At 36.3% G+C, this 23,577-nt stretch carries 24 protein-coding genes and 1 tRNA gene; 11 read left to right on the forward strand and 14 right to left on the reverse strand.

Annotated elements, in window-relative coordinates:
• Positions 1–260: 260 nt before the first annotated feature.
• Positions 261–1,682, forward strand: coding sequence for a hypothetical protein (locus tag ABIL69_02980; GenBank protein ID MEO0122950.1), 1,422 nt, complete (start codon positions 261–263; stop codon positions 1,680–1,682).
• Positions 1,683–1,714: 32 nt separating this feature from the next.
• Here ABIL69_02980 and ABIL69_02985 read toward each other — a convergent pair whose 3' ends face one another.
• The 8 genes from ABIL69_02985 to ABIL69_03020 all read right to left on the reverse strand — a co-directional run bounded on the left by ABIL69_02985 (position 1,715) and on the right by ABIL69_03020 (position 6,560).
• Positions 1,715–2,686 (reverse strand): hypothetical protein, encoded by a 972-nt coding sequence (locus tag ABIL69_02985; protein ID MEO0122951.1) that lies wholly within the window; start codon positions 2,684–2,686, stop codon positions 1,715–1,717.
• Positions 2,687–2,763: 77 nt separating this feature from the next.
• Positions 2,764–3,213 carry a YbjN domain-containing protein gene (locus ABIL69_02990; protein MEO0122952.1) on the reverse strand — a complete coding sequence of 150 codons (450 nt, stop codon included), beginning with the start codon at positions 3,211–3,213 and terminating at the stop codon, positions 2,764–2,766.
• Positions 3,214–3,221: 8 nt separating this feature from the next.
• The gene (locus ABIL69_02995) at positions 3,222–4,031 is read right to left on the reverse strand and encodes a trypsin-like peptidase domain-containing protein (protein MEO0122953.1); all 810 of its coding nucleotides are present in this window, start codon (positions 4,029–4,031) and stop codon (positions 3,222–3,224) included.
• A 123-nt stretch (positions 4,032–4,154) separates the two neighbouring features.
• The gene (locus ABIL69_03000; GenBank protein MEO0122954.1) at positions 4,155–4,424 is read right to left on the reverse strand and encodes an acylphosphatase; all 270 of its coding nucleotides are present in this window, start codon (positions 4,422–4,424) and stop codon (positions 4,155–4,157) included.
• 138 nt (positions 4,425–4,562) lie between these two features.
• Entirely contained in the window at positions 4,563–5,021 is a 459-nt protein-coding gene (locus ABIL69_03005) for a TIGR00725 family protein (GenBank protein ID MEO0122955.1), read from the reverse strand.
• A 148-nt stretch (positions 5,022–5,169) separates the two neighbouring features.
• Positions 5,170–5,243, reverse strand: a tRNA-Pro gene (locus ABIL69_03010).
• Positions 5,244–5,311: 68 nt separating this feature from the next.
• Positions 5,312–5,929 carry a protein-L-isoaspartate(D-aspartate) O-methyltransferase gene (locus tag ABIL69_03015; GenBank protein MEO0122956.1) on the reverse strand — a complete coding sequence of 206 codons (618 nt, stop codon included), beginning with the start codon at positions 5,927–5,929 and terminating at the stop codon, positions 5,312–5,314.
• 346 nt (positions 5,930–6,275) lie between these two features.
• Complete coding sequence (locus ABIL69_03020) at positions 6,276–6,560, reverse strand: metalloregulator ArsR/SmtB family transcription factor (protein MEO0122957.1); 285 nt, start codon at positions 6,558–6,560, stop codon at positions 6,276–6,278.
• A 199-nt stretch (positions 6,561–6,759) separates the two neighbouring features.
• Here ABIL69_03020 and ABIL69_03025 point away from each other — a divergent pair, with 199 nt between their 5' ends.
• Positions 6,760–7,356: a 5-formyltetrahydrofolate cyclo-ligase gene (locus ABIL69_03025; protein ID MEO0122958.1), complete on the forward strand. Its 597-nt coding sequence runs from the start codon at positions 6,760–6,762 to the stop codon at positions 7,354–7,356.
• A 94-nt stretch (positions 7,357–7,450) separates the two neighbouring features.
• On the opposite strand, the gene ABIL69_03030 is transcribed toward ABIL69_03025, so the two are convergent.
• From ABIL69_03030 to ABIL69_03050, 5 genes are all read right to left on the reverse strand, one after another.
• On the reverse strand, positions 7,451–8,584 hold the full coding sequence (locus ABIL69_03030) for a tetratricopeptide repeat protein (protein MEO0122959.1): 1,134 nt from the start codon (positions 8,582–8,584) through the stop codon (positions 7,451–7,453).
• Between the two features lie 70 nt (positions 8,585–8,654).
• A complete protein-coding gene (miaB, locus tag ABIL69_03035) occupies positions 8,655–9,968 on the reverse strand; it encodes a tRNA (N6-isopentenyl adenosine(37)-C2)-methylthiotransferase MiaB (GenBank protein ID MEO0122960.1) in 1,314 nt (437 codons plus the stop codon).
• Complete coding sequence (locus ABIL69_03040; GenBank protein MEO0122961.1) at positions 9,969–11,123, reverse strand: MiaB/RimO family radical SAM methylthiotransferase; 1,155 nt, start codon at positions 11,121–11,123, stop codon at positions 9,969–9,971. It lies immediately after the preceding gene.
• 18 nt (positions 11,124–11,141) lie between these two features.
• Positions 11,142–12,821 carry a 30S ribosomal protein S1 gene (locus ABIL69_03045; protein ID MEO0122962.1) on the reverse strand — a complete coding sequence of 560 codons (1,680 nt, stop codon included), beginning with the start codon at positions 12,819–12,821 and terminating at the stop codon, positions 11,142–11,144.
• Positions 12,822–12,888: 67 nt separating this feature from the next.
• Positions 12,889–15,018, reverse strand: coding sequence for a hypothetical protein (locus ABIL69_03050; protein MEO0122963.1), 2,130 nt, complete (start codon positions 15,016–15,018; stop codon positions 12,889–12,891).
• A 90-nt stretch (positions 15,019–15,108) separates the two neighbouring features.
• Between ABIL69_03050 and ABIL69_03055 the strand changes: the two genes are divergently transcribed.
• The 9 genes from ABIL69_03055 (at position 15,109) to ABIL69_03095 (ending at position 22,709) form a co-directional block, all read left to right on the forward strand.
• Positions 15,109–15,375 carry a hypothetical protein gene (locus ABIL69_03055; GenBank protein MEO0122964.1) on the forward strand — a complete coding sequence of 89 codons (267 nt, stop codon included), beginning with the start codon at positions 15,109–15,111 and terminating at the stop codon, positions 15,373–15,375.
• A gap of 18 nt (positions 15,376–15,393) precedes the next feature.
• Complete coding sequence (larE, locus tag ABIL69_03060) at positions 15,394–16,197, forward strand: ATP-dependent sacrificial sulfur transferase LarE (GenBank protein ID MEO0122965.1); 804 nt, start codon at positions 15,394–15,396, stop codon at positions 16,195–16,197.
• Positions 16,194–17,282 (forward strand): chromate efflux transporter, encoded by a 1,089-nt coding sequence (gene chrA / locus ABIL69_03065; GenBank protein ID MEO0122966.1) that lies wholly within the window; start codon positions 16,194–16,196, stop codon positions 17,280–17,282. Before larE ends, chrA begins: the two co-directional genes overlap by 4 nt.
• 63 nt (positions 17,283–17,345) lie before the next feature.
• Positions 17,346–17,927 (forward strand): biotin transporter BioY, encoded by a 582-nt coding sequence (locus tag ABIL69_03070; protein MEO0122967.1) that lies wholly within the window; start codon positions 17,346–17,348, stop codon positions 17,925–17,927.
• Between the two features lie 60 nt (positions 17,928–17,987).
• Complete coding sequence (gene amrB, locus ABIL69_03075; GenBank protein ID MEO0122968.1) at positions 17,988–19,397, forward strand: AmmeMemoRadiSam system protein B; 1,410 nt, start codon at positions 17,988–17,990, stop codon at positions 19,395–19,397.
• 26 nt (positions 19,398–19,423) lie between these two features.
• The gene (gene larB, locus ABIL69_03080; protein ID MEO0122969.1) at positions 19,424–20,083 is read left to right on the forward strand and encodes a nickel pincer cofactor biosynthesis protein LarB; all 660 of its coding nucleotides are present in this window, start codon (positions 19,424–19,426) and stop codon (positions 20,081–20,083) included.
• Positions 20,080–20,739 (forward strand): cell division ATP-binding protein FtsE, encoded by a 660-nt coding sequence (ftsE, locus tag ABIL69_03085; GenBank protein ID MEO0122970.1) that lies wholly within the window; start codon positions 20,080–20,082, stop codon positions 20,737–20,739. The genes larB and ftsE overlap by 4 nt, the downstream gene beginning before the upstream one ends.
• Positions 20,740–20,751: 12 nt before the next feature.
• A complete protein-coding gene (locus ABIL69_03090; protein MEO0122971.1) occupies positions 20,752–21,600 on the forward strand; it encodes a permease-like cell division protein FtsX in 849 nt (282 codons plus the stop codon).
• Positions 21,597–22,709 carry a peptidoglycan DD-metalloendopeptidase family protein gene (locus ABIL69_03095; GenBank protein ID MEO0122972.1) on the forward strand — a complete coding sequence of 371 codons (1,113 nt, stop codon included), beginning with the start codon at positions 21,597–21,599 and terminating at the stop codon, positions 22,707–22,709. Before ABIL69_03090 ends, ABIL69_03095 begins: the two co-directional genes overlap by 4 nt.
• Positions 22,710–22,726: 17 nt before the next feature.
• Here ABIL69_03095 and ABIL69_03100 read toward each other — a convergent pair whose 3' ends face one another.
• Positions 22,727–23,506, reverse strand: a complete 780-nt coding sequence (locus ABIL69_03100) for a tRNA (adenine-N1)-methyltransferase (protein MEO0122973.1) — start codon at positions 23,504–23,506, stop codon at positions 22,727–22,729.
• Between the last annotated feature and the right edge of the window lie 71 nt (positions 23,507–23,577).

Below are 23,577 nucleotides of genomic sequence, written 5' to 3' on the forward strand. Positions count from 1 at the left end.
TACTCAGCTTTTAAAGATTTGCAGACCAAGGTCTGCCACTACGAGTTCTGACTCAGACCATGGTCTGTCACTGCAGTTTGGCTAAATTTCTAAAGATTTATTGAAACTAAAGAGAGCATTCAGTGAAAACTTGAGCAGACTCAGGTATTATATTTATTCTATTGCCAAAACAAGAATATTGAATAATATATTATTATGAGATAAGCCTTTAACTTATATCTGTTTGAAAATTGAGTTATTATTGTAAGAAAGGAGGTTTTATGATAAATAGATTTCTGTACTTTGCTGTTGTTTTTATAACAATGCTTTTTGCTGATTGGGAACCTGACCACAGGCTCACCTTTGATGGGAGTGTTTCCCAGACTTCACCCAACAGTGGCTGGTGTATTGGTGCTAAAAATGATACAGTCCATATCGTTTATTTTGATTACCGAGAAGGTGGTGATAAAATATACTACCAACGCTCAATAAATGGTGGTATTTCCTGGGAACCCGAGACCGTGATTGTTGATACCCCTGCAGTATATCCAGGTCCGCCCGTAGTTTCGCTTGCTGTATCAAGTTCAGGCGGAGTTCATATTGTTTGGTGTGATTATCTACGCGGAAATGATGATGAAATATTTTACAAACGTTCTACAAATGGTGGAACAGACTGGTTACCTGATACCATGCTTACCCGGGATAATTTCATGGTTGAGAACGATTCCTGGGCATCCATTGCTACTGCTGGTCAGCTGATACATATAGTATGGCATGACTTTAAATGGGATGGTGCACAACTTAACTGGGATATTTTTTATAAAAGGTCAACAGATAATGGTACCCACTGGGAACCGGAACAGCGATTGACTGTTCATCCAGGCCAATCAGGTCCGCCATCAATCGCCGCATCAGATTCTATGGTATATGTTGTATGGACTGATTGGCGTGACGGTAATCCTGAAATATATTTCAAACGCTCAACGAATTTTGGTTTGAACTGGGGACCTGATACAAGGCTTACCAGTGACGGTGCAAACTCATATATGCCCACGATTGGCGCAAGTAGTGCATCAGTCCACATTGCTTGGTTTGATAATCGGGATGGTGATTGGGAAATTTATTATAAGCGTTCTACTGACTGTGGCAATACCTGGAGCGGTGATATAAGATTGACTGATTCACCCGGTGAATCTTCACACCCATCCATCGCAGTTGCCGGTAATCATCTCCATCTTGTCTGGCAGGACCAGCGGGATGGTAATTACGAGATATACTACAAAAATTCTTTTGACGATGGCAGAAACTGGAGTCCTGATACAGGGTTGACCTCTGACCCTTCGCCATCTTTCTATCCCTCAGTCGCTGTTTGGGGAGATAAAGTCCATATCGTCTGGACTGATGAGCGGGATGGTAATCGGGAGATTTACTACAAGCGAAATCCAACAGGTAATGCTAAAATAGAAGAAAGAGAATTTAAAAATCAGAGAGTGGCGAGAACGATAAAAGCTATCCCCAATCCATTTTCTGATTATACAGTGGTATCAGGATATGAACAAGAATTTTTTAATATCTTTGATATTTCAGGAAGGTATCTTGGAAAAGAAAAGGGCATTAGGCTCGGAGCAGAACTACCTAACGGAGTTTATTTTATTGAAGAGATAATCAACCGCAAGAGAATTACTATTATTAAAGTGAAGTAAAAAAGAACTAAGTCATTAAGCTTTATTGAGTACTAAGAAAAAATAATTAATAAATTCAAGATTGCATACACCACAAGGAATATGTAGAAGCATATTCTATCCAGACGCCTTGAAGATTCCTCTTTACCGCTTGTGAATAATCTTAATGACACAATAGATTCAGCAATTGATAGAAAAATAAAAAAGATTGATACGATGTGTAATTTGTCGGTGAGTGTTATGATATTTGTATCAGGTAATAAAGACGCAATTACAACCTGACTTGCAACCGCAGCAAACAATGCACCTGCACCCAGTCCGAATCTCGGGTCAAGGTCGGTTGGTTTTATAAAAAGGGCAATCAAGGCTACAAGTGCGGCAATAAAGACCGTAAATAATAATTTAAAGAAATAACCATAGCCTGGTCTGATAATATCCACCGAAAAGATAAATCGTGAATAGATTGAGGCATTATTTGTGGGCAGGGAGATGTCTCCATAATTAGTTTTATAAGTATGGGCAGAAACCATAGCATTTGTTTTTCCTACACTCCATCCCGGAACCTGAACCTGCGGATCAATCCTGCTGTTCTCCGTATCTGGTATATATTTCAGCTTGAATTCTTCGTTTTCGTTATCTTCTATTTCTATTGTTAGCGTATGATTATCAAGGGGAAAGCGGGAAATATCCCAGAATTTTTTTATTGTGGCTACAACCCGACAAACACCATAGTTAAATCCATTTACTTTATCTTGATATAAACCTTCTTTTGATTCAATATGTCCATTCACCACATCAAAACTCTCAAGGGGATTCAAGTTTTTATCTTTCCAGCGAAACCAGATATAAAAATCGGCGACGAATTGATTGTCTTTTAAACTTATGCTCGTTATCTGATTGAGATAAATACCAACATATACCTGCTCTGGCTTCTGTTCCTGGGCAAAACAAGGCTGTATCCACAGAAACAGTAATATGTTCAGAAAGGTATTTGTTTTATATAAAGAGTTATTAATGATATTCATAACAAACCTCCTAACAATTTAACCAAACCGTTTCGCATTTCGCAACCGCAAAACCACTTCCGCTGCCAACTCATTTTTCAGTCACACCTGCTCTTGAATTCTTCAATTAATGCCTCATCCAGACGATCTGCATGATAACTCACTCTTTCAATCATCACCTTGAGTTCTCCAGAATCAAGCCCTTTTAATTCACGATTCTCCGCAAGATAGACCCACTGGTCGCGGACAAAGAATTTTGCGCCCATTAATTGATAGTTTAACTCAAGTAATCTTTTGTAGAAGGGCAAAAGATTTCTTGATGGTAAAAGCATAAGTGGACAGGATATTTCCACATAATCAATATCTTCAATTTTAAAGATATCTATATATATCAATGCAGAACCGCGGTATGCTGACCACAAAGTCCTTGGTCTGTGTCGACATTTTTCCGGGTCAAGACCAAAACTTGCCAGTAAGTCATTGACCATCTTTTCGTAACAGGCAATATCTACTTCTTCTTTTTGTGTTTGTTGTTTTTTACTGAACATTCTTCCCCCTAAAATTTAAAACCGCAATTTTTGCAGAAATTCGCTGAAGAATCATTTGATGTCTTGCACTTTGGGCAGACCTTTAATCCTACCTTCACTTTTTGAACGGGTTGTTCCTGCGTTTCAACTTCATCTGGTTTTTTCTTTTCAAGTTTTTGGGTGCCACAATTCTTGCAATATTCTGCCTTTGATGTTTTAATAAATTCATCGCTGAGATAACCACAAATCGGACAGTAATACATTTCAAGTAATTTAGAATGGACGCTGTTCAAGTAGTTCAAGATTTCTTTTATTGAATTGACAGGAATTGCAAAACTCATATTATCTGCCTCACCAACAACCCAGGTATTTATGCCAACAACTTCGCCCTTTGCATTTATCAATGGTCCACCACTATTCCCGGGATTTATCGGAACATCTGTCTGAATATAATTAATCCCTTTTACGGTACGTTTTTTGCAACTTATTATTCCTTTGGAAACAGTAAAATCATAACCATAAGGATGGCCTATAGCCATTACTGTTTCACCTTCTTTTATTGAATTGCTGTCAGCAAGGGGTATGGGCCGTGATTGATTGATATTTGCTAAACAAAAGGCAAAATCAATATCATTGTCTGCATATACAACAGTTGATTCAACCTCTTGTTTATTATGGAGTTGTATTTTGACAAAGGTATCAAGTTCAATGGTATGTTTGTTTGTTATAAATAGACCTTTATCATTTACAAAAAAACCCGAGCCCCTGCCCTGATTGGGTAGTTTTATCACAACAATTGATTCTTTTATTGCGTCTATGATTGAAGAAACGTCATCCATGACAACCTCCCTATTAAAAGACCGAAAACCGAATAAGAATAAATTAACAAAGAATGGAAAATCCCCCTTGGCTCCCCCTTTACAAAAGGGGGAAACAGGGGGATTGTATTACACAAATTTTTATTAGAATTTGACACTGAAATTTTTATATCCTTTTTCCTTTTCGGAAAATTTTACATCAACCTTTGTTACATGTGCTGTCCTTGGTCCAATTTTAAGTTCGTTTATGAAATCATTCAATATCCCCTTCTCCCCTTCGGCAACAACAAGAACACTCCCATCAGGAAGATTCTGGACATATCCGGTTATGCCATATTCCCGGGCTTTCTGAATAGCAAAAAATCTGTAGCCTACACCCTGGACAACACCCTGGACAATTATTTCAGCATGCAATTTAACTTCCTCGTTATTCGTTATACGGTTTCGCTGCCCGTATCGTTATAAGTTGTAGTCTTGAAGTTTGTAACCAAAGACATAAAACAAAAAACGATACCGGCTGCCATGCCTTACAACATTTAACGTGAAACATTCTTAACCTTCAATTATCTCAAATGCCTTTTCCACTGCCTGCTTGGCTGTTTTTACATGGATTATCGGGGCATCTATCTTCCAGGTATTAATCCCGATCACCGGCACATTGAACATAAGGCAGTAAGCAATCTCAGTTAGTGTTCCGTATTTCCCATCAATGGCAATTGCACAATCACAGGTGCGGGCAATGATGATATTCCGTGCCTGATTCATTCCTGTAACTATTGGAATATCAACATATTCATTAGCAGTTCTTTTGTCGGTTCCCGGTAGAATTCCAATTACAAGACCTCCCGCCTCTTTTGCGCCCCTTGATGCTGCCTCCATTACCCCACCAAGGCCGCCCGTGATTAAAATCGCTCCATTCTCAGCAATCAAAGCGCCGACTTCCTCGGCAATCCTTAAATTTTTTTCGCTCGTCTCTGCACCACCAATTACTGCAATTATCTTTTTGTCCATAAAAATTCCTTTTTTAATTCTCGTAGAGACAGTCCTTACCTCCCTGCGCTTATGCAGACAGGTGGCTATCTGTTTCGTAACTTCAATTATCCCCTCTCCTGTCCTCTCCCTTCAAAAAGGAGGGGATAAAGGTGAGAATTCCTTAACATCGGGGCGGTGGGATTTGAACCCACGACCTCATGGTCCCGAACCATGCGCGCTAAACCACTGCGCCACACCCCGATTAAATAAATGCCTAAAAGTCCAAAATACCTAAATTGCAAAAAACAGTTAAACCCATTAAACTTTTTTTATTTATCTTCCCAGCCTTCCTTGCCCACAAGCGGCACGAAGGTGCATTCAAAAAGTTCCTTTCTTGTTATTACGCCTTTATGTTTTTTTATAACATTCAAGGTCTGAAGATATTCACCACCGATTGGAATGACCAATCTTCCTTTGTCTGCTAACTGGTCAATCAATGCCCTCGGTGTCTCTGGAGCACCCGCAGTAACTATGATTCCATCGTAAGGTGCATAATCAGGCCAGCCCACGCTACCATCTCCGACCAAAAAATTTATGTTATTAAATCCAAGTTCATTAAGAATTTTTCGTGCCCGAAAACTCAATTCAGAAATTCTTTCAATTGTAAAGACCCGATTACACAGAAGAGCAAGTATCGCGGTCTGATAGCCCGAACCTGTTCCAATTTCCAATACCGATTCATTCCCTTTCAATTCCAGCAACTCTGTCATCACCGCGACCATATAAGGCTGACTTATTGTCTGGCCGTTACCAATCGGCAACGGATAGTCATTATAAGCCTGATGGTAATAAGTTTTATCAACAAATAAATGGCGGGGAACACGGAGCATTGCATCAATAACCCGTTCATCCTTGACACCTCTTCCAATGATTTGCTCTTTGACCATCCGCTCCCTTTCCACTCGCCATTCTTTAACCTCAATCACTTATATAGAATACTGAAAATATCAGAAAAGTCAAGATGTGGAGATGCTGGATCCTTTCCGCTTTCTCCTCCTTTTCATAATATCATAATGTAGAGCGAACATTCAAAGGCTGTGTCGTAATCCATAAAAATTGTAGGCGCAGGCTTCAGCCTGCGGATAAGTATGTCGAAATCTAAAGGTTTTTCGCACCCTAAAGGGTGCGGCTACTGCAAAATTTTTATGGCAACACAGATTCTCTAACTTTGCATAAAGCAAATTTCAATCTACTACTACAATACTTTCTTTGTTTCTTAAGAAACAAAGAAAGTTATTTTTGTTGCATTCTTTTCTTAATGAGTCCAATCAATAGCCGGTTGTATTCAAGGTTGACCGAATTATTAAGAGAATAAAGCGTTTCACCTTTAAATCGCTGGGATTTTAAAAGTCCTGCTTTCTCAAGAGTTTTGAGATGACCTGCCACGGTCTTATAAGGTCTATTTATTTCTGTTGCTATTTCATTGAGTGATATTTGTCCGTTCCTAATAAGTAGTTGGACGATTTCAATCCTTGTTTCATTTGCTAATGCCTTTAATAATCTCAATAAAAAATCCATTTCAACTCCTTGATTAAATTATTATATATAAATTCGCGACCAAGTCAATTTCTTTGTTTCTTAAGAAACAAAGAAATAAAAATTTTCAGTTGGAAAATTTGAAACAGGGAGGCTGCGAAAAGCGGATATGAAAATAGCGGATGGATAAGGATTAGCGTTTAATAAATTGACAGGACACTTTTGGTGATTAAAATTGAATATGGAACAAGAAAAACAAAGATTGCGGGAAGAGATATGGAAGTTGCTGGAAGAAAAAGGGATTGCGCGGTTCCCGCTGCCATTGAAAGACCGAATTCCTAATTTTGAAGGTTCGGAAAAGGCAGCGATATTGCTTACAACACTACAGGAATGGAAAGATGCAAAAATGATCTTTGCCAATCCTGACTATGCCCAGAAGCCGGTGAGGGAATTGTGCCTTAAACAGGGAAAGACCCTGATAATGGCAACCCCAAAACTTAAAGAAGGTTTCTTGAAGATTGAACCCCAGAGAGTCAAAGGCAATGAATCTGAGGCATCTACGATTGCCGGTGCATTCAAGTATGGAATAAAAATAAAAGAACTCATAAAACCCGATTTGATCATCACCGGGTGTGTTGCGGTTGATAAAGAGGGCTGGAGATTAGGTAAGGGTGGCGGTTATGGAGATAGGGAGATTTCAATGCACCTTGAGAAGTTTGGCAAAATCACTGTAGCAACTACGCTCCATGAATTACAGATTGTTGATAGAGTCCCACACAATAAATATGATACAAAAGTAGATTACATTGTGACCCCTCAACGGATAATAAAAATATAAATCAGATTAAAAAATTTGTGATAAAATGACTATCTTTATTTCTCAAAGACAGTAGGAAAACTAATTTGTGTTGCGCAATACGGAAGAACCAAATTCATTCTTGACTTCTCATTGGCTGCGTTGCTTCCAATTTGTCCACAAAAATTTCTATAAACTTACGCATAGATTCTATATCAACCCCGAGCGGCAATTTACCAAAGCAATTTAACCAATATTTCATTGCTGAAGATGATTTTCCCTGTTTCTCAAGTACAAAAGCATGAAGGCCATTTGCAATACCAGAACGGCTTAAATACAAATTCTTCCGAAATAAGAGCCTTTCCGCCTCTGTATAATCACCCCTTCTGACTTTTTCTAAAACATTATACATAATCTCAACAAAACCAGTGGTATCACGGGTACAGGCGTGTTTAATGGTCAATAATCCGGTAGTATCACCTTTTAAGATTTTGTATATCCCAAGATTGTATAAATCTATTCCATCATCCCATTCCTTCGTTATTAGAGTTTCAACTGCTACAATTGCTCTATCGAAATTTCCTATTCTGAATTGCCATACAGATTCATAACTTAAAATTACTTCTGGTTTAATTTGATAACCGTAGTATCTATACGAACGACTCAAATCTTCTTTTGCCTTTTTAAACCATTTCTCGCCCGAGATTGTATCACCCGTCTTATAGTGCAACATACTTAAAATAAAATCTAAATCATAATTATAGGTATGGTATTTTAAACTTTTTTGATAATATTTTATTGCTTCAGAATATTGACCCGCTAGGCTATAAGGCATGGCTAAAACTTCGTATTCAGGAATTTTCTGTTGCCTAGTATGTTCTTTAAAAAAGGCAATTGCTTTCTCATAGTCCTCGAGATGTAGATAAATTTTACCCAACAGCCAACTTACTACGGGTTTGTCAGAAAATTTCGTTTTTATTTTTCTAAGTAATTGTTCAGCCGCAATTAAACTATCCATTTCATAATAAACTAATGCAAGTTTATAGTCGGCTAAAGCATAATCTGGTTTTAATCTTATGGCATTTTGAAACGCCTCAATGGCATTTTTATAGTCATTAATAGAATTATAACATATACCTAGATCAAAGTGCAACTTGTAATTATCAGGATTCTTTTCTAATTCTTGCTTTAATGAATCTATTTTTTGTTGTAAATCAGCAAAACAGACACTTATGCATAATATTAGAAAAAGATATGTAAGTCTGTACATTGATATATTTTAGCAAGATGTAGTAAAAAGTCAATAGGTGTAATTGATGAATCCTCTCCACATTTTGTTTTCATGAAATTTTAGTTTTTATAATCTTTTCGGTATTTTCTACTATTGCTCCTATCGGTGTTCTCCCCTTGATTCTGGTTATCAAGACATTGTGGACAGTGCCTGGTTCAATTGTTTTTTCTATAATCACATCCTTGTTTCCCCTTGTCTTTCCACGTGTGCCATTTGTTGCTGGCTCTTCAAATAGAACCTCATAGATTTTGCCAATCATCTGTTCTGTTTTCTTAATGATTATTTGATTCTGAATATCAATGAGAGTTTTTAATCTGCCTTTTATTACTTCTTCAGGCAGGGATTCATACTCACTCGCCTTTGTATACGGACGGACAGAATAACGATACATATATGCATCATCAAACTCAATCTTTTTTATCAAATCAATTGTTTCATAGAATTCTTCTTCGGTTTCGGTAGGAAAACCAACTATAATGTCCGTCGTGATTGTCGCATCGGGGATATTTTCTCTGATTTTTTCAATTATTCTCAGGTAATCTTCTTTTGTGTATTTTCGGTTCATCAACTTCAAGATTCTATTGTTCCCTGACTGCAAAGGCAGGTGAAACCATTCACAGATATTTTTATTTTCTTTTATTACTTTTATTATTTCTTCATTAAAATCCTTGGGATGGGAAGTTAAAAATCTCAACCTAAATATTCCTGTCTTTTGAGCAACAAGTTTAAGCAAGTCTGGAAATTTTATTCTATTATAATCATATTCGTTTACATTCTGCCCCAGAAGAGTTATATCTTTTACACCACATTCAACAAGGTGATTTACCTCTTTAATAATATCTTCAACCGGTCTTGACCGCAATCTGCCACGCACAAAAGGCACAATGCAATAAGAACAATAATTATCACAGCCACGGGTGATTGAAACGAAATCAGAAATCTTGTTTGATTTTCTGCAAATACCTGTGTATAATTCATTCCCAACTTCGGTCTCAATAATCTTTGTCTTTTGATTCGCAATAATTTTTACATATTCAGGAATTTTCCGATATGAATCAGGACCGAGCACAAGGTCAACGAATGAATATTTAGTGATAATCTCATCCGCAAGCCTTTTTGCCATACATCCAACTATGCCCAAAACAATTCCTTTTTCCTCACGCCATTTTTTCAAGGTTGAGATATATCCGAGCGCGCGTTTTTCTGCGTGATTACGCACCGAACAGGTGTTGATTAAAACTATATCCGCTTCTTCAATATTTTCTGTAGGAACATAATTTTCTTCAGTAAGTATCTCTTCTATGACATCCGAATCATTCTTATTCATCTGACACCCGAATGTTCTAATATAGAATTTATGCATTTATTGCGTTATTATGCCAACGGTTTCGGTTTCTGTAACCTTTATGATTCTAATTGTTCGCAGTTCTCTCTCATTACAGGGCTGGTCAATATTCACTCTTATATAATTGTCAGTCAAACCTTTGATCATATCTCTTTTCTTTTCAATGATAACATCAATTTTTTTATCAATGAGACCCTGACGGAATTTATAATTTTTTTCAACAATCAATTTTTTAAGTACCCAGAATCTTTTTTTCTTTTCTGGCACACTTACTGGATCTCCAAATTTGTAAGCCTCTGTGATATGCCTTGGCGAATAGGTGAATATGTGAAGATGAGTTAGGGGTGAATCTTTAATCAAATCACAGGTGTTCTTGAATTCAATTTCTGTCTCTTCGGGGAAACCAACGATGAGATCTGCACCAATACCTACATCAGAAAAATTTTTTGAAATAAGTTCAAGGGTTTTTCTTAGATAGTTTGTATCATACCTGCGACCCATTAAGAATAATATCTTATCGTCTCCACTCTGTATTGGAATATGGAAATGTCTGCAAACTGGTAAGTTTTTCAAACTGGAAATCAGTTCATCATTAATGAAATTCGGCTCCAAGGATGATAGCCTTATCCTTGGTATCTCTGACATCTTTGATAACTCTCTAAAGAGTTCAACAAGTGAAGTGCCCATATCCAGACCATAAAGTCCAATATTTGCGCCAACCAGCACAATTTCATTAAAACCCAGACTCTTTGCCCATTCAATTTCTTTTTTGATTATTTCAACAGGTTTACTAACAATTTTCTTTCGTATTTTAGAAACCACACAAAATGTGCAGGGTTGATTGCAGCCATCCTCAATCTTTAAGAAATAACGGGATTTTTTCGGTGCCGGAAATATATCTTCAATAATTATGTTCCGCTCTTCGTTATCAACAATATCATAACCAGTAAAAATTTCTGGTTTTAATTGGACAAGACATCCGGTGACAATTATTTTCTTATTCGGAAAGTCTCGCTTTGCCTGACGGAATTTTTTCAGGGATTTTACTTCTGCCTCATGTGTAACACAACAAGTATTTACTATTATAACATTGGCATCTCTTTGATATTTCTCAGCAAGACAATAACCTTCGTATTGGTTTAGTTTACAACCAACATTTAATAGAATTGCCAATTCTTTGCCTGATAAAGGCTATTCCTTCTCTTTTTTTATGATATCTTTGGTTTTGGCACCTATTATATCACCAATCGTAATTTTATCCGTTGGTAGTTTGACTTCTTCTTTTTCTTTTTTCTTCACCGCAGATTTACCAAATCCTTTTTCCGCCAAAATTATTCTTCTAAGTTTTGTATTATATTTTCGAACAACAAGTTGCAGTTCTTCATCAATTTTATATAAATCTTTTAAATTCTTGCCCTTTCTTTCCAAATATTTCGTGGGAATGAATTCTTCAAAATTACCTTCCAGAATAACACGTAGTCCTTTGGGAAGAATATCGCTGACCTTTCCTGTTATTTCTGCATTGTCTGGATATTTTTCCATCAACTTTACAAATGGGTCTTCCTGGAGATGTTTTATACTTAATGAAATCTTTCTATTTTTACGGTCTATAGAGCGTATGACCGCATCAATCTTCTGCCCTTTTTTGAAATAATCCGACGCCTTCTTCACTTTCTTATCCCAGAAGAAGTCATTGACATGGATTAAACCATCAAGACCATCAGGAAGACGAACGAATGCACCAAAATCTTTCAAATTTGTAATTTTAACGGTTACCTTCTGTCCAATCTGATATTTTTCATCCACAACCGACCAAGGATCGGGTTGGGTCTGTTTCATTCCAAGGTAGATTCTCCTTTCGTCACGGTCAACAGAGAGCACAACTGCATCAACAACATCACCAACTTTCACCAAGGCATTGGGGTCTTTTATATCTTTTGACCAGGTCATATCAGAAACATGGACGAAACCCTGAATGTCTTTTTCAAGTTCAATGAATGCACCATATTCCACTATGTTAACAATCTTACCCTTAATCTTTGTTCCTGGGGGATATTTTTTCTCAATTGCCTCCCACGGATGGGGCATTAATTGCTTCAAACCAACCGATATTCTTCCTGATGACTTGTCCAAAGAAAGAACTTTTACCTTTAATCTTTCATTTAATTTCACTGCTTCACCCGGGTGGGTCAATTTTGTCCAGGATATATCGCTAATGTGTAATAGGGCATCAATTCCACCAATATCAATGAATGCACCATAATCAGCAATGTTGCGCACGGTTCCTTCAATGACATCACCCACCTTAATCTTGCCAAATATCCTCTTTCTCACCTCTTCCTGTTCTGCTTCAACAGCAAGTTTCCTTGAGACTACGATATTCTTTCTTAACATATTTATTTTCACAATCTTAACACCTATCTTCTGTCCAATGATTGCATCAGGATTTGTCTGGGGCTTGAAGTCAATCTGGGAACTCGGTAAAAAAGCATCCACACCCAACAGATCAATTGTATATCCACCCTTTATTCTCTTCCTGATCGTTGCCTCTGCAATTTCTCCATTTTCATAAATGTGTTTTATTTTATCCCAGGCTAACTGAAAATCCGCCTTTTTCTTTGAAATTACGGGAAATCCTTCGCGATTTTCAAAAGTTTCAAGAAATACATAAACCTCTTTACCTTCTACTGCATCATCAGGGTTTGAAAATTCCTCATAAGGCAAAAAACCCTCTGCCTTCAAACCAAGATTGACAAGAACACCATTTTTGGTGCGCTTAATTATGGTTGCCTTTATAATGTCACCCTCTTGATGGGTGACATAACTTTCTTCAAGTAACTTATTCAGTTCTTCTTGCGAATGACCATTCATTATAAATAAAACCTCCCTGGAATGTTTTTACCATTCCAGATTAATTATATCCGATTTTTACACTTTGTCAATCTGGAACACGGGTTTGAAATAAACCGAGGCTTACGATTAAATTCCAGAGTATAAATATTAAAGAAGTATTTAAAATTCCAAGTACCGGAATGAAAATAATTGCGGTAACCAACGCACCAAGACTTGCACCAAATAGGTCAACGCCATAAAGTATTCCTGCACTACTTTCGCCAGCGATATCTAATGCCACAGGGAAATGCAAACCACCCAGAAATCCGCCCACAAATATTAAAACAGCAATGATATAATTTGTAAAACTCATTTTCGTAATTGCAAAGAGCAAAATTATTAAAAAATAAATAGCGATCGTAAATTGAATAGCAGATAATAAATGAATTTTCTTCTGGAGCTTATTTTTAACTATAAATAATTTTTCAATCCAGATAAAAAACAGTGTTCCTGCTGCGAGTCCAAGCATAAATAAACTTATGATAATGCCTATCCAGTTATAGACATATCCATACAACACCTGAAAGAGAATCAAAAGTATTATCTCAAATGAAATGCCTGTGGCACCCGTGGTGAATACTGACAAATAAATAATCGTTCTGCGATGCCAGAGAAAAAGAATTGGAATTAAAATTAAGAAAAATAATTTTGGCGAAATGTTGAAAAGTTTGATGAAAAAATTTTTAAGAATTTCCGAAGATATACCACCCCATAATACGGCATTGAAAAAATAACAGACAGGTTTTAAATCAGTATTAATAGTAAAAGTTGCTTTTTCAATACGTTTATTGATATACTCAATTCTTTCTTCAGTAAGACTGTAATTAAAAAAATATTGATTTACATAAACTGGGTTGAGATTTCTATCCCTGATGTTTTTCTTCAAAATTTCTTTTACCCCAAATTCAATTGTATAATCCATTGCAATGTATGTTGCCTTTGCTACGGGCAGAATAATAACCTCTTTAAAAATTTGTTTTAGAGTATTCTTAATCGTGCCCAAAAATTGGCTATAAATAGGGCTAAGAATATCAGGTGTATAATTAACCCGAACACAGAATATGCCATTTTGGTTAAGTTTGCTTTTAGATTCCCGAAAAAACTCCAGGGTGTAATATCTGTTTAACTGGGCATTTATTGGATCAGAAAGATTAATGATGATACAATCAAAAAGTTCTTCTGTATTTTTTATGTAATACCGACCATCACCCGTAATAATATTTAATCTACTGTCTGTAATCTGAAAGTCAACAAAATTTTTGCTGCTTTCAATTATTTTCGGGTCAAGTTCCAGGTAAGTTAATTTTTTAATTGATGGGTGTTTGAGAATCTCTTTTATCCCACCGCCAATTCCACCACCAATAAGCAAGACCCTTTCGGGTTTCGGGTGAATTAACAATGGATAATGAACCGCCTCTTCAGAAGAATAAAGATCCGGGTAAGAAAAATCAAAGACTCCGTTTGAATAAAAATTTATCTGAGTTTCGGATTTTGTTACCGCAATATTCCCGTATTTTGATTCAAACACACCGATAAGATTCTGACCTGGCATCTGAATTTTTTTTAATTGAAACTCAATGTAATCTATATTTATAAGAAGAAATAATGGAAGTGTAGAGAGTAACAAAAAAAGCTTTTTCTGAATATAGAAATATGTGGCAAATAACAGCAATGAGATAAGTATAATAAAAATCCCTGTGGGGGGAATAAAGGATATTAAAATAAATGATAAAATAATTCCACCAAAAAAGGACCCGATACTTTCAATAAAATATACCTTTTGTGGCTTTAAAATTTCAGATGCGGCAGGAAACAGGCATCCAAAGATAATACATGGTGGGCATAGCGTAATAAATGAAATCAGTATTATCCGAGAGAAATCGATCAATTCACCAAAGGCTATTGAAAATATCGCAGGCGCAATTCTTATAAAAACAAAAGAAAATATCAGAGAAAAACAGAGTCCAAAGAGAAGATATGCATAATTTCTGCCTGATTTATCTTTAAAATTTAGTTTTGTGTAGATTAAACTTCCCATCCCGGTCAATAAAAGCCATAGGAATAAAACCACACCCGCAATCAATTCATTGCCCGAGAAAAATGCAAGCATTTCGCGAATGATTATTGTCTGGCTCATAACTGCTGCAATACCCGATATAAAGACTGCAATGTGCATTGCAAAGTATAATTAAAATTTTTTGATTAGCAATATTTTTTTCTTGACTCTAAATTTATTCTGCATAAAATAACCAATCGAGGAGGTCCGATGAAAAAGGTTTATATTTTTGGCAGACAGACCTGTCCGGTTTGTAAAGATGCCTATGAGAAATTTTCTTATTTTAAAGAAAAAAAGGGCTTTGATGCACCAATTAAATATATTGATATGGATACTGTTGATGGTATGGCAGAAGGCGCTTTTTATGAAGTCGTAGATATTCCCACAATAATAATATTTGAAAATGAACAGGAAATTGTGCGCTGGTCAAAAAAACCACCCGTAAGTGAAGAATTTTTACCTTATTTGACAAAATAATTGCCATTTAATCTACTGGTGAGAAAAATTATTAATCCAAAATTAAAAAAATTAGAACGGTTGAAAAAAATACTCAAGAAATACTCTGGAGTCGTAGTTGCATTTTCCGGTGGTGTTGATTCAACATTCCTTTTGAAAATGGCAATTGATATTTTTAAAAATAATGTAATTGCCGTAACTGCCACATCCCCCCTGCATCTTGAAAATGAAATAAAACTGGCAAAAAGAATTGCAAAAAGATTAAAGGTTAAACATATAATCATTCATTCAGACGAACTTGAAAATGATTATTTTAGAACGAATCCTATCAATCGCTGCTTTTACTGCAAAATTGAGTTATTTAAAAAGATAAAAAAGATTGCCCAGAGGAATGGCTTTATTGTCATTGAAGCAAGCAATTATTCTGACCTGAATGACTTTAGACCCGGTTTAAAAGCAGTGAGAGAACTTGGTATAAAATCGCCATTGATAGAAGCAAAGTTGACAAAAGAACAAATCCGTTATTTTGCCAGAATGCTTAAATTACCTAATTGGAATAAACCTTCAATGGCCTGCCTTGCTTCACGGATTCCTTATGGTATTGAAATAAATAAAAAAAATTTAAAACGCATTGAGAGAGCAGAAGAATTTCTCAAAAAATTACAATTTTCTCAATGCCGGGTAAGGGATTATTTTCCGATTGCCCGGGTTGAAATAATGCATAATGAATTTGCAAAAATGATTAAAAATAGAATACGAATTATCAGATTTTTCAAAAAAATTGGATACAAATATGTTACACTTGATTTAGAAGGTTATAGAACCGGTAGTATGAATATATGAATTCTTTAAGAACCATAGCAAAGACATTCTTCAAGATCGGACTTATCGGTTTTGGCGGTGGCCCTGGAATGCTTGCCCTAATAAGGTCTGAATGTGTTAAAAAAAAGAAATTGATATGCGATGATGACTTAACGACTGCAGTTGCCATAGGACAGATATTACCTGGTCCATTTGTGCCCAATTATTGCGAATATATCGGGTATTGCCTTGCAGGTTTCAAAGGCGCGGTTGTTGCGGGAGTTTCTTTACTCCTTCCCTCTTTTATCATCATGCTCATACTTTCTTATCTCTATTTTACTTTTCACACACTTCCAGCAATCAACCAGATATTCAAAGGTATCGGTGCCGTGATGACGGCGATAATCCTCTGGGCAGGCATTGATATGGGAAGATTAATAATAAATAACTTCAAACGGATTATTGTATTTATCTTCGCCTTCACTCTTTTTCTGTTCAAATTTGATCCAGTCCTAACCGTGCTCCTAGCGGGTGGTTTGGGCATATTACTTGAACAAATAAAATCACCTAAACTTTTTCTCGCCGTGCCAATGTTTTTATTTGATATCAGAAAGGCAATTGAATTATTTGGCATATTTTTAAAGATTGGCGCAGTGATTTTTGGTGGTGGATATGCCGCAATTCCATTTATTCAGAATGAAGTCTGCGTCTACCGGGACTGGCTTACAACAAGGGAGTTTCTTGATGGCTTTGCCCTGGGGCAGATAACACCCGGACCGGTGGCAATCACCGCAACATTTGTGGGTTTTAAAGTAATGGGAATTTTCGGAGCATTAATTTCTACTATTGGAATATTTCTCCCATCATTTATAATGCTCATAATTTTAATAAAGATATACAAAAAGATAGAGCACAATCGCTATGTTCAGTCGTTTTTAAATGGTATAAAATCAGCAGTCGTTGCAATCTTGTTATCAACTGGGATTATCTTCGTTCCAATGAATTGGTTCAATATCGTATACGGGATATTTGGAATTATATGTCTCGTCATATTGCTTTTTGTAAAGAAAATAGACCCTTTTATACTTGTCGTCACGGGCATTATCTTCGGGATAATAAACGGATAAACTTCAAATAATTCCTGGGCTTGACTTTTATTGTATTTTAACTAAAATATTTCAGGAGGTCTAATGAATATTGCAAAACCTATTGGTTATCTAAATGATGGAATGGTCGCATACTTTAGATGGTTAAAAGAATTGAGTTTGATTAAAAAAATTGGACTTTCTTTGCTATTTGCTTTGTTTACCGGGATCTTTGCGCAAATTCGGATTCCGCTTGGTTTTACTCCGGTTCCTGTAACCGGGCAGGTATTTGTAGTATTATTGAGCGGTGTACTTTTAGGGGGATTTTATGCTGGTTTGAGCATGATTTTTTATATAACTCTTGGGGCGATTGGTATTCCCTGGTTTGCTGGATTTCGCGCAGGGCTAAATCCCGGTCCGACCATAGGTTATTTATTAGGATTTATTCCCGCAGCAATTTTTATTGGACTACTTGCCCATAGACACAAAAAACTCTTAAGCCAGATTCTGATAATGCTGTTCGGCGTTTTATTGATCTATTTTATCGGCGCTTTGAATTTCGCATTTCTGCTCAAAACAAACTTTTTAACAACAATGAAACTGGCAGTTTTACCATTTATACCATTTGATATTATGAAGGCGATACTCGCAGGCATTTTATCTCGGGTAATCCTTCCTGATGATTGAAATTTTACATAATATATGTTTAGATTTATCACTAAAATTTTTCTAACAGGAGTTATACTCATGGCACAAACTTGTAATAGTGGAGAATACCGCGAATCGATCCATGCAGGTTCCTGGTATCCAGGTAGAGAAAAAGATTTACAAGAGGTGATAAAGACCTATCTGAAAAATGCCAAGGCAAAGGTTTCGGGTGAAATCTTTGGACTGGTTTCACCCCATGCGGGTTATATGTATTCCGGACCATTTGCGGCATTCTCTTATAAATTATTAGAAAATAAGGAATTTGATGATGTAATAGTAATAGGTCCAAGCCATCGGCATGGGTTTTATGGGGTTTCTGTTGATAAAATGCCGGGCAGGGAAACACCTTTAGGCAAAATAGAATTTGATAAAAATCTTGCAGAAAGTATTATTAAGCAAAATCCCGAAGTTATTAAATATGTTCCAAATGCACATGCTGAAGAACATTCGGTGGAAATACAGATTCCTTTTCTCCAGGTCGTTTTAAAAAAATTTAAATTGGTTGAAATAGTTATGGGCTCTCATGATTATAATACCTGCAAAATACTTGCTGATGCAATTGTGAATGCGACAAAAGGTAGAAAAGTACTGGTGATTGCGAGTTCGGATCTTTCTCATTATCATAATCAGGAAAAGGCAGAAAAACTTGATAATCTTGTGATCGACGCCATAGAAAAATATGACCCTGAACTTTTGTATAAAAGACTGTCTTCAGATAGTTGCGAAGCCTGTGGAGGCGGTCCAATCATTACAGTAATGCTTGCTTCAAAAAAATTGGGTGCCGACAAATCAAGGGTATTAATCTATGGAACGAGCGGTAATGTTACGGGTGATTATACACAGGTTGTTGGTTATCTTTCAGCGGCTTTTTTCAAAGGACAAGAAGAAGAACATGAAAAAGTCGGCGTTGACCTTGGATTTACCGAAGACGAAAAGAAAATATTAAAGGATATTGCAAGAAAAACGATTGAGGCTGTGGTTAAAGGCAAAAAACCCCCTGAATTCAAAGAACTTCCTGAAAAGCTTAAAGAGCCTTATGGCGTATTTGTGACAATCACCAAACACGGAAATTTAAGGGGTTGTATCGGTCATATCATTGCCGATGAACCTCTTTATAAAATTACTCAGGAGATGGCAAAGGCAGCCGCGCTCCATGACCCGCGATTCAATCCCGTTAATGAAAAGGAACTTTCCGAGATTGAAATTGAGATCTCAGTACTCACTCCAATGGAAAAGGTAAAAGATTTTAAAGATATTGTCATTGGCAGGGATGGTTTACTTGTTCGTCGTGGCTACTATAGCGGTTTGCTTTTACCACAGGTAGCGACTGATTATGGGTGGACGGTTGAAGAATTTTTAGAACAGACCTGTGTCAAGGCAGGACTTCCTGAAGATGCTTACAAAATGAAGGACACAGAGGTCTATAAATTTTCCGCCCAGATATTTTAGTTAGGAGTGATAATATAAAAAAACGATTGATAAAAACAATAAGTGATATAGGGTTCGCAAAATTAGACCTGCACCGTGAGATTAGAAAGGGATTTCCTGAAGTTGTGTTATGTCAGGGTAAGTCTGAAGAGCAGATATTAAAATGTGCAGGGCAGATACTCAGAGTAAATAAAAAGGTTCTTTTAACAAGGGTTAATCCATCGGTTGCCAGGTTGCTTGCCAGTAAATTTAAGTCAGGAAGATATTATCCTGAAGCCAGATTGTATTATATTGGTAAACCAAAGAAGAAATCCGGACTGGTAGTTGTAATATCGGCAGGAACCGGGGATATCCCCGTGGCTGAAGAATCGGCAGTCACTGCCGAGATTATGGGTAGTAATGTCAAAAGAATATATGATGTTGGTGTTGCAGGATTACACAGACTATTAAATTTCAAAAAACAGATAAAAAAAGCAAGGGTTCTTGTCGTCGTTGCAGGAATGGATGGTGTTCTTCCGTCAGTCGTAGGTGGATTATTCTCAGCACCTGTAATTGCCGTTCCCACAAGCATTGGATATGGTGCGAATTTCAATGGTGTTGCGCCCTTGTTGACGATGTTGAATTGCTGTGCCCCGGGTGTGGCAGTGGTGAATATTGACAATGGTTTTGGTGCGGGTTATCTTGCGGCAGTTATAAACAGTCTATGATTGTCTTTGATAAAGTAACAAAAATTTTTCAGAAGGATTGGGTCGCACTTGATAGCATTTCTTTTGATATTCAAAAAGGAGAATTCGTTTTTATCACTGGTCCAACCGGTGCGGGCAAAAGTACAATTCTTAAACTCATATACAAAGACGAAGAGCCTACAAAAGGAACAATCAAGGTTCTTGATTACAATCTTCATTTCCTAAAACATAATAAACTGCCCGAATTCCGTCGCAAGATTGGCGTTATTTTTCAGGATTTTAAACTTCTTCAGGACCGAACGGTTGAAGAGAATGTCGCATTTGCACTTGAAGTCACTGATATTCCTCCCAGGGATCTAAAGAAAAAAGTTTTTGATATTTTAACCTATGTAAAATTAAGCCACAAGAAATTTAATTATCCATACCAACTTTCTGGCGGTGAGCAACAAAAGATTGCAATTGCCCGGGCATTGGTGCGCGACCCATACATCCTGCTTGCTGATGAACCAACTGGAAATCTGGATTTAAAAAGTTCCCAGGAGGTCCTTGAAATTTTAATGGATATTAACTATAAGGGTACAACAATTCTGATGGCAACCCATAATCAGTTACTCGTGCGCAAGGCAAAAAAACGCATCATCCATCTGGAAAATGGTAAAATTATTTCAGATAAATGAGAAAGGATTAATATGGCATTACGCATTGGGATAAGAGAAGGGTTTAGAACAATAGTCAGGAGCCGTTCTCTATTCATTCTATCCTTACTCGTTGCTGCGATATCCTTTTATTTATTATCAATTTTTGGATTGGTCACGGTCAATCTTTATAAAATGGCAAACCTTCTTGATGAGAAGATTGAAATCATCGCATTTCTTGAAGAACGAGCAGATATCCAGTGGTTAAAAAATAGCATACAGAAGATAACCGGTGTTCAGGAAGTCGTCTATGTATCGGCTGAAACTGCATTAAAACAACTCCAGGAAGAAGTTTCTGAAACAAAAGAAATAATCCGTGTATTTGAAGACAATCCATTACCTGCATCTATAAGAATAAAACTTGAGCCGCAATATCGTAATACAAAAGGGTTGGAAGAAATCACTAAGAAGGTTTTATTGCTTAAAGGAGTAAAGGATACAATATACGGTGGAGAACTTGTTGAACAACTCAAAAAGATAACTAATATTATGTTATTTTTTGATATTGGCTTATTAATCATAATTACCCTTTCCGTTATATTTGTCATATTCCAGACCATTAAACTAACAATCTTTGCCCATGCTACAGAAATTGAGATAATGAAACTTGTTGGCGCAACTGATACATTTATCACGATTCCATTTGTTTTTCAGGGACTAATCCAGGGTGTTTTGGGTGGTATCATTGCTTATATTCTTCTTATAATAACCGTGCGGATTGCATCATCATTTTTCAATATTCCGTTTTTCCCCAAAACCTTATTCTTTCTGGGAACTGTATTATTCGGTATGATATTTGGTATAATAGGTTCAAGTATTGCATTGAGAAGGTTCTTAAAATGAAATTCGTTTTGATATTTTTGTGTTTATTTTTACAAATAAATCAAAAGCAGAAAGAACTTGATGACCTTAAGAAAAAATTGAGTGAAGTAAGACAGGAAATAAAACAACTTGAGAAAGAAAAATCAGGCGCCCTTTCCAGGATTGAAAAGATAGATGAGGCTATAAACCTTTCTACCGAGTATATTGAAAAACTCACTGCCCAGGAATATGAAGAAAAAACGAGGATTGCCGAATTGAATCGCGAAATTGCAAGGCTGGAGTCAAAGATGAAATTTCAAAAAGAGGAATTAAAGGAAAGATTAATCCGACTTTATAAATGGACTCCTTTCTATAAACTGGAAATTTTATTTTCATCAAAATCAATACCTGAAATACTTTCAACTTCTTATTATCTCCAGATTCTTGCAAAAAATGACAGAAAATTGTTCTTTGAATTTAAAGATGATTGGACAAAATATCTTGCTGATAAAAAAATGCGTGAGCAACTGATTTCGGTATTGGAAACAAGACGCCAGGAAAAAGAACAGGAACTTGAACAATTGAACAAGGAAAGACAAGAAAAGAGAAAAATCCTTGATGAAATAGCGAAACAGGAAAATGAGAAGAAAAAAGTGGAGAAGGAACTTAAGAGTGCACAGCGTAAACTTGAAGACTTAATTGTTTCTCTCCAAAAAAAGAAGGAAAAGGAAGAAGCAAGTGCGAAGAGTTATTTCGAGATAAACAAAGGTAAATTACCCTGGCCCTGTAAAGGTTCGGTGGGTACAAAATTTGGCAAGGTTATCCATCCAAAGTATAACACAACGACAAAAAACAATGGCATTGATATCTTAAGCAATTATGGAGAAAATGTTTATGCAGTTGCCCAGGGCAAAGTTGTATATGCAGGGAAATTTATTGGATATGGTGATTTAGTTGTAATCGACCACCAGGATGGATTTTATTCACTTTATGGGCATTTATCAGAAATTCTTGTTAAAGTCGGTGATGAAGTACCCTCGGGCAGAATAATTGGTAGAGTAGGAGAAAGTGGTTCATTATCGGGACCAATGCTACACTTTGAATTAAGAAAAGAAGGAAAACCTGTTGACCCTTTAATTTATCTGGAATGATATTTAATTTTTGATATTCAAATAGATATCTTGGTCGCACTCACAAGATAAGCAGTATGAGTAATCCCCCTTTCTCTTGGACGAACACCCCTTTCCCTGATTAAAATATCCCGCTGAATAATCTCGCAAACCTTTATTTTTACAAAACTTTTTGATTGGAGCATTTCCACTGTCTTTTTTACCTGTTCAATATTTGGGCTCCATGATACCAAGTGATGTCCGCCTTTCAATGCATCAAATGCCTTTGGCACAACATCCCATGGTTCAGGGACATCAATAAATACAGCGTCAACATTTTTCTGAATGAAACCGTCTATCGCTACATCCCTGAGAAAATATTCAATCTTAGCTTTATATTTGATTTTTTCTAAGTTCTTTTTTGCATTTTCAAGGAATTCCTCATTCCTCTCATATGAATAGACAACACCATCAGGTGCAACAATTTTTGATAAAAATAATGTCAGTGCGCCACTTCCGGTTCCGACTTCTATTACCCTTGAACCAGGCCCTACCGAAGTCTCAAATAATAGATAACCCAGGTCTTTTGGATACACAATCGTTGTCCTTCTCTTTATTTTCAACATTAAATCACTCGTTGCGGGCTTGAGGCAATAATAATTTCTGCCCAGATGTGTTTTGCCAATATAACCAAACTCTTTATTTATAATTTCATCAATTTTAATATCCCCCAAATCGGTTGATAATTTCAATTTTGAAACAGCTTGGACTAAAAATTGTCTTTTTTCATCAAGATAGATCAAAACCAGGTCACCCTGATTAATATAATTTTCTTCCATCAATTGAGTATATTGAAAAATATCTAATGGTCAATAGATTAAAATTTGCTAAACTTGACTTTCTTAAGAAC

Source organism: candidate division WOR-3 bacterium (genome assembly GCA_039802005.1).
Classification (GTDB): domain Bacteria; phylum Hydrothermota; class Tepidihabitantia; order SM23-42; family JAOAFX01; genus JAOAFX01.